Genomic DNA, 6639 nt, shown 5'->3' with positions numbered 1-6639 from the left:
AAGATGAAAAAAAAGAGTTACTTTTTTAAAACGAAAAGCTAATTTGATGGTCTCTATAAAATACAGGTAAATTCGAACGAAATACTAATAGGAATTGAAATCTAACTGATATAGCTGATTGGTTCAGGGTCTGTTATGAGTGAAACCGATGTTTTGAGGATGTTTGCCGAGGCAGGTTACCAGATTAGCCCAGATGCAGCTGAGCTAATAGCATCACACAATTTACAGGATGAACTGGTGAATTATGTTCTCAAAAACATCGATGATTCTGTACTTGTTGTTGATGTAGATGACATCGATATTGATGGTTTTTTATCTCATGATGGGAATGGTTCTGATGGAGCCACAATTTCAATAGAAACTAAAAAACCAGCAGAATTAAACCAGGATTGTTTACCCGTTTCTCCTGTATCACCATCCAGTTCTTCTGCCGCATATGCAGCTCCAATACAGTCATCCTTTTCTTCTACTGTACCTAAAAAAGCAGTCAACCCAGTAAAAATAATTTCTGATATAACAAACCAATCGACCTGTGTCGGCGAGTATATGGAGTTTGTACAGTATTTCAGAGACAGGTACAGCAAGTTAAGTGAGATGATACGCGGAAGGATTAATGCCAGACCCATAGAAAGCCTTACCAAAAATCGCAGACTGGGTGATGGCGGAAACAGTGATGAAGTATCTGTAATAGGCATGATTTCAGACCTTAGAACAACCACTAATGGTCACAGGCTTATAGAAATCGAGGATAATACTAGTTCACTTTCTGTACTTGTGCGCACAGCTGATAAAGAGTTGTTCGAACAAGCAAATTCTTTTGTTCTGGATGAGGTTGTGGGTGTTACTGGGGTGCTGACCAATGATAAAAGGCTGTTAATAGCATCCAAGTTCACGATGCCCGACCTACCCAATACCAATCTTACAAATAGAGGTAGTCACGGAAAGGCGGTATTTATTTCAGATGTACATGTTGGTAGTTCAACATTCCTTGAGGACGAATGGTTGAGATTTATCGATTTTCTGAACGGTAACATCGATGATAAAAGGATGCAGGAAATTTCAGAAGATATACGGTATCTTGTGGTTTCTGGTGACCTTGTAGATGGAATAGGTGTATATCCGGGTCAGGAGAAAGAGCTATCCATAACAGATGTGTACGACCAGTATAGAAAAGCAGCAGAATATTTTAAACAAATTCCAGAAAATATAACAGTTATTATAGGTCCAGGAAACCATGATGCAGTAAGACAAGCAGAACCCCAGCCGTGTTTTGGTGAATATATAAAATCCTGCTTCCCGGACAATGTTACATTTGTAGGCAACCCTGCACTAATTGACCTTGATGGTGTTAAAGTACTGATGTATCATGGTCGCTCCATTGATGATTTCGTTGCTTCAGTACCCCATGTGTCCTATCAGAAACCAACCACAGCCATGGTTGAAATGATGAAATTCAGGCATCTCTCTCCCATCTATGGTGGAAGGATTTCTATTGCACCTGAAAAACATGACCATTTTGTAATCGACCAGATACCTGATATTCTACACTGCGGTCATGTTCATACAGTAGGAGTGCAGCCCTACAAGAATGTCCTCTTGATAAATTCAGGTACCTGGCAGTCACAAACAGAATTCCAGAAACGTGTAAATCTAGTTCCCACACCAGCTAGGGTCCCGGTTGTTGATTTGTCCAATCTGAAAACATCCATACTTAAGTTCAATTAAGTAGTTCCCGGTTGTTTTATATATCTAAAACCTTAAATTAAAACTCAAATGTCCAATCAAATTCACAACATTCCGGATTTCAGGACTCTTTTAACAAAACAGGGTTATAGTCTGGTAGGAAACCATTCAGCAGTAAAAACCTGTCTCTGGCTCAAACGTTCTATTAAAGGTGAAGGAGCCTGTTACAAATCGAGATTTTACGGTATAAAATCCCACTGTTGTATACAGATGACACCTACCCTTCTTTGCAATCAGAAATGTATCCATTGCTGGCGTCCCACAGAAGTCAAGATTCCAGCACCTGATAAATGGGATTCTCCAGTTGAAATAATGGGGTCTTCTATATATGCCCAGCGTAAATTAATCTCAGGTTTTGGGGGTTCAGCCCCCAGAGAGTTCTGGATGGAAGCCAATAACCCAAGACATGTGGCCATATCACTTTCAGGAGAACCTACACTTTATCCTTACCTTCCGGAACTAATTGATGAATTTACTAAAAATGATATAACTACATTTGTTGTGACCAATGGAACAAATCCTGAAATGATAAAAAAAATCAACCCTACACAGCTCTATATTAGTCTGGATGCATCTGATAAAGAAACCTATATGACGGTGTGTAATCCTAGAAGTCCTGAGTTATGGGAAAAAATAAAGGAATCACTTTTTAATCTGTATGATAAAGATATAAGAACCGTGGTTCGAATAACACTTATAAAAGGTGTGAATATGTTTGATCCAGAGGGTTTTGCAGGATTGATTGATACAGCAAAACCTGATTTTGTTGAAATCAAAGCCTATATGCATCTCGGATTTTCAAGGGGACGACTCTCTCGGGAATCCATGCCGTCCCATGAAGAGGTAATGGTTTTTGCAGATGACATTGCAGATTATCTGGGTTATAGGGTTGTAGATGAGGTTGAAATCAGTCGTGTAGTTCTTCTCTCAAAATCTCCTGAATCACTTTCAGGACAGTCATAACCTATATCTATAACAAAGTCACATAGAAAAAGCGCTCAGATAACAGGCTTACTTACTGTGACTGTAACAATAATCGTTTCTTTGCTTAATGCAATTATTTGTCAATCAATACATCACATTATCACAAACTCAAGCTAATCATGGAGTACCTACAAAATGGTGGAACAATCAGCGCATGAAAAATATGAATTCAAAAAGAAACTTGAAGAACTCAGAAATAAAAAAGGAAGAGGTACTGAACTAATTTCCCTGTATATACCACCAGACAAACCAATATCTGAGATAACATCCCAGCTTAAGGATGAATACGGTCAGGCATCAAATATAAAATCCAAGGTGACCAGAACCAATGTACAGGGGGCAATCGATTCACTTGTATCCAGGCTCAAATATCTAGAAGAGGTGCCTGAAAGTGGTATTGTATATTTCACAGGTGCAGTTGATGTAGGTGCCAACAAAACAAATATGGAAACCATTGTAATCGAACCTCCTGAACCTCTTGTGACCTACAGGTATCACTGTGATTCATCTTTCTTTCTGGAACCTCTGGAAGACATGCTCAAAGAGAGTAAAACCTATGGTCTCCTTGTGCTTGACAGACGTGAGGCAACAATCGGTTTGCTTGTTGGAAAGCGTATAGAAACCCATAGACACCTGACATCCACAGTTCCCGGAAAACAGAAAAAGGGTGGTCAGAGTGCAGATAGATTTGAACAATTGAGATTGATAGCTATTCATGATTTTAACAAGCGTGTCGGTGAAGCTGCAAGTGAAGTTTTCCTGAATGTTGACCAGAAAAATTTTGAAGGAGTGCTTATAGGGGGACCGTCCCCAACAAAGGAGGAATTCAAAGAAGGAGAATTCCTTCATCATGAAATCCAGAAAAAAATACTGGGAATGTTTGATGTATCCTATACAGATGAAACCGGATTGTCCGAACTTGTAAATTCAGCAACCGATAAACTGGCTGATATAGACCTCATGAAGGAAAAGAAACTTATGCAGCAATTTTTTAATGAATTGATTGCTGAATCTGGTAAGGCTGCATATGGTGAAGAAAGTGTGAGAAAGAATCTGGAAATCGGGTCTGTAAGCATACTGTTGATCTCTGAGGACCTTAAATCAGAAATGGATATTATCAGATGCAGTTCATGCGGTTATGAAACTAAGTTTACGCGAAAACCTTCAGGTCAAGCATCAGGCTATGGAAACTGCCCAAAATGTGAAGGAGTTCTTGAGTTTGTGGAGAGGATAGATGTGGTTGATGAACTGTCATCCATGGCAGACCAAACAGGGGCAAAAGTGGAATTCATATCAACCGAGTTTGAAGAAGGGTCACAGCTTTTGAATGCATTCGGTGGTATCGTGGCGATACTGAGATACAACACAGGCATGTGATGTTATTTACAGAAAAATTTCAGGTGATTTTTTGTTTTTAAAGTTTAAAAAACAGGTAGAATCAATTTTAAATAAGGCTGTTATGTCACTTGGATATGAAATAGATGAACTGTATGTGGAACCATCTCAGCATTCTGATGTTGCATCAAACATAGCATTCAGATTGGCATCAAAATACAGACAAAACCCCAAAGATATAGCAGAAAAAATCGGAAATGCAGTTGCAATAGATGATAATTCATACATTGAAAAAATGGAGGTCAAAGGACCCTACCTGAATTTCTGGACAAAACGCAGCTATCTGGATGATACTGTTTTAAAAATCAGAGATGAAAAAAAGAATTTTGCCGGCAATTTTGACAGTGGCAAAATAATTCTTGAACATACTTCCGCAAACCCCAATGGTCCTCTGCATGTGGGACATATCAGAAATTCAGTGATAGGGGATACCCTTTGCCGTGTTCTGAAACATGCAGGATACGATGTCAGAACCCAGTATTATGTCAATGATATGGGTCGACAGATTGCGATTGTATCCTGGGGACTGACAAATTTCGGGTTTGACACATCTAAAAAAAGCGACTATGCAATAGCAGACCTATATATCAGGGCAAATCAGGAACTTGAAAATAATACCTCAAAAGTAAAGGAAATCGACCGTCTCATGCAACTTGTTGAAAACGGAGATGAAAACACAATCAAACTTTTTGATGAAGCTGTCAAATATTCCTTGGAAGGTACAAAAGAGACTCTGAAATCTCTGAATGTTTCACATGACGAGTTTATCTATGAATCCAAGTTCATCAGAAATGGATCAGTATCAAAAATTATTGATGAACTCAAATTGACAGGTCTTACTGAAATAGATGATGGAGCACTTGTTGTCGACCTTTCAGACTATGGATTTGAAAAGCACCTCGTTATCCAGCGATCGGACGGAACATCACTATATACAACGCGTGACCTTGCCTATCATGAATGGAAAAGCACATATTCAGACCGTGTAATCGATATCCTTGGGGCAGACCATAAATTAATATCTTCGCAATTGAAAGCAACAATGAAATCTCTTGGTAAAAAGGAGCCTGAAGTAGTCATTTTTGAATTTGTATCTTTACCTGAAGGGTCGATGAGCACCCGCCGGGGTAAATTTATAACAGCTGACGATGTTTTTGACCAGGTAAAATCCCAGGCTTATAAAGAAGTTGATAAACGCCGTCCTGATATGCCGGATGATTTCAAGAAAGAAATTGCAGACCATGTGGGCATGGGTGCGGTCAGGTACGATATAGTAAGTGTATCACCTGAAAAATCCACAGTATTTGACTGGAAAAAAGCTCTTGATTTTGAAAAACAAGGAGGACCCTTTATCCAGTATTCCCACGCGAGGGCATGTAGCATTTTAAAAAAAGCAGAATCAGTATGGAAACCTGGAGATACGGTAAACCCATCAGTACTTGTAGAAGATGATGAAGTGGCATTAATCAAAAAGATGGCGAAATTCGACCTGATGATAGACCAGTCCGCAAGAGAATTAAAACCCCATACAGTGGCAACCTATGCAAGAGAACTTGCAGATGATTTCAACCAGTTCTATCGGTATGTACCGGTTATCAGTGCTGAAGATGAAGAGGTAAGAAATGCAAGGCTTGCACTTGTTGATTGTGCTCGTATCATGCTTGCAAATACACTATATATACTTGGTATTAGTGCACCTGAATCTATGTAATAACACCCACAAATTGTATATATGATGAAATTAGACAACTCAGTATATAGTTAGTAATATAGAAAACAACCTGACTAAATTTTTAAATTTTTGTGGAATAACCCACAATTAAACGAGTTGATATATTGCCTGTAAAACAAGGAGATAAAGTAAAAGTAGAATATGAAGGAACCCTTGAAGATGGATCAGTTTTTGACAGCACCGAAAATCATGGTGCACCTCTTGAATTTGAGGTAGGTTCCGGACAGATTATTGAAGGATTTGAAGAATCAATTAAAGGCATGGAAGAAGGAGAGGAAAAAGAATTCCAGCTCCAACCTTCAGAAGCCTATGGGGAACCAAGGGATGATATGAAAAGGGATGTTCCAAAGGAACAGGTTCCTGATGACCAGGAAATAACGCCTGGTATGATGTTACTGGTAACTCTTCCAGACGAATCCCAGATTCCAGCAGAAGTTCTAGATGTAACAGAGGAAAAGGTAACCCTTGACCTGAACCATCCACTGGCTGGTAAAGTACTTAACTTTAAAGTAAAAATCGATGAGATTGGAGCCGGGTCTGAAGAATCCGAATCCCAGTCCTGATTTTTTTCTTTTTTCTATTTTATTCATCGCTCAAAAACCGGTTCACTGATACCGGCATTGTTATTGTATCCTCGTTTTCCCCAGTAACCTCGGATTGCCTCATTGGTGACTTCGAATTCTGTTATCCATTTAGCCGCACTCCTAAATTTACATAAAATCATGTAAATTTAGGTGAGAAAGTATCATCTTTCTCGTTTAATTCGGTTGCATATTTATTTTCGA

Annotated in this window: 6 protein-coding genes; 5 read left to right on the top strand and 1 reads right to left on the bottom strand. The window is 38.9% G+C overall.

Annotated elements, in window-relative coordinates:
* Nucleotides 1–135: 135 nt before the first annotated feature.
* The 5 genes from ACLFMM_RS08585 to ACLFMM_RS08565 all read left to right on the top strand — a co-directional run bounded on the left by ACLFMM_RS08585 (nucleotide 136) and on the right by ACLFMM_RS08565 (nucleotide 6417).
* A complete protein-coding gene (locus ACLFMM_RS08585; protein WP_410808321.1) occupies nucleotides 136–1725 on the top strand; it encodes a DNA-directed DNA polymerase II small subunit in 1590 nt (529 codons plus the stop codon).
* 48 nt (nucleotides 1726–1773) lie between these two features.
* Nucleotides 1774–2706, top strand: a complete 933-nt coding sequence (gene twy1 / locus ACLFMM_RS08580; protein ID WP_410808320.1) for a 4-demethylwyosine synthase TYW1 — start codon at nucleotides 1774–1776, stop codon at nucleotides 2704–2706.
* 156 nt (nucleotides 2707–2862) lie between these two features.
* Nucleotides 2863–4104: a peptide chain release factor aRF-1 gene (gene prf1 / locus ACLFMM_RS08575; protein WP_410808319.1), complete on the top strand. Its 1242-nt coding sequence runs from the start codon at nucleotides 2863–2865 to the stop codon at nucleotides 4102–4104.
* 31 nt (nucleotides 4105–4135) lie between these two features.
* The gene (gene argS / locus ACLFMM_RS08570; protein WP_410808318.1) at nucleotides 4136–5833 is read left to right on the top strand and encodes an arginine--tRNA ligase; all 1698 of its coding nucleotides are present in this window, start codon (nucleotides 4136–4138) and stop codon (nucleotides 5831–5833) included.
* A 125-nt stretch (nucleotides 5834–5958) separates the two neighbouring features.
* On the top strand, nucleotides 5959–6417 hold the full coding sequence (locus ACLFMM_RS08565) for an FKBP-type peptidyl-prolyl cis-trans isomerase (protein ID WP_410808317.1): 459 nt from the start codon (nucleotides 5959–5961) through the stop codon (nucleotides 6415–6417).
* 23 nt (nucleotides 6418–6440) lie between these two features.
* Here the strand turns inward: ACLFMM_RS08565 and ACLFMM_RS08560 are convergent, their stop codons facing one another.
* Nucleotides 6441–6578, bottom strand: coding sequence for a hypothetical protein (locus ACLFMM_RS08560; RefSeq protein ID WP_410808316.1), 138 nt, complete (start codon nucleotides 6576–6578; stop codon nucleotides 6441–6443).
* Between the last annotated feature and the right edge of the window lie 61 nt (nucleotides 6579–6639).

Source organism: Methanohalobium sp. (assembly GCF_046546175.1).
Classification (GTDB): Archaea; Halobacteriota; Methanosarcinia; order Methanosarcinales; family Methanosarcinaceae; genus Methanohalobium.
The sequence above is the reverse complement of the archived record's forward strand: the minus strand, read 5'-3'. Positions and strand labels throughout refer to the sequence as shown.

What these genes read in the sequence shown, in the direction of transcription:
- ACLFMM_RS08585 (WP_410808321.1), top strand. Translation starts at nt 136, where the DNA reads ATGAGTGAAACCGATGTTTTGAGGATGTTTGCCGAGGCAGGTTACCAG.
- twy1 (WP_410808320.1), top strand. Translation starts at nt 1,774, where the DNA reads ATGTCCAATCAAATTCACAACATTCCGGATTTCAGGACTCTTTTAACA.
- prf1 (WP_410808319.1), top strand. Translation starts at nt 2,863, where the DNA reads ATGGTGGAACAATCAGCGCATGAAAAATATGAATTCAAAAAGAAACTT.
- ACLFMM_RS08560 (WP_410808316.1), bottom strand. Translation starts at nt 6,578, where the DNA reads ATGATTTTATGTAAATTTAGGAGTGCGGCTAAATGGATAACAGAATTC.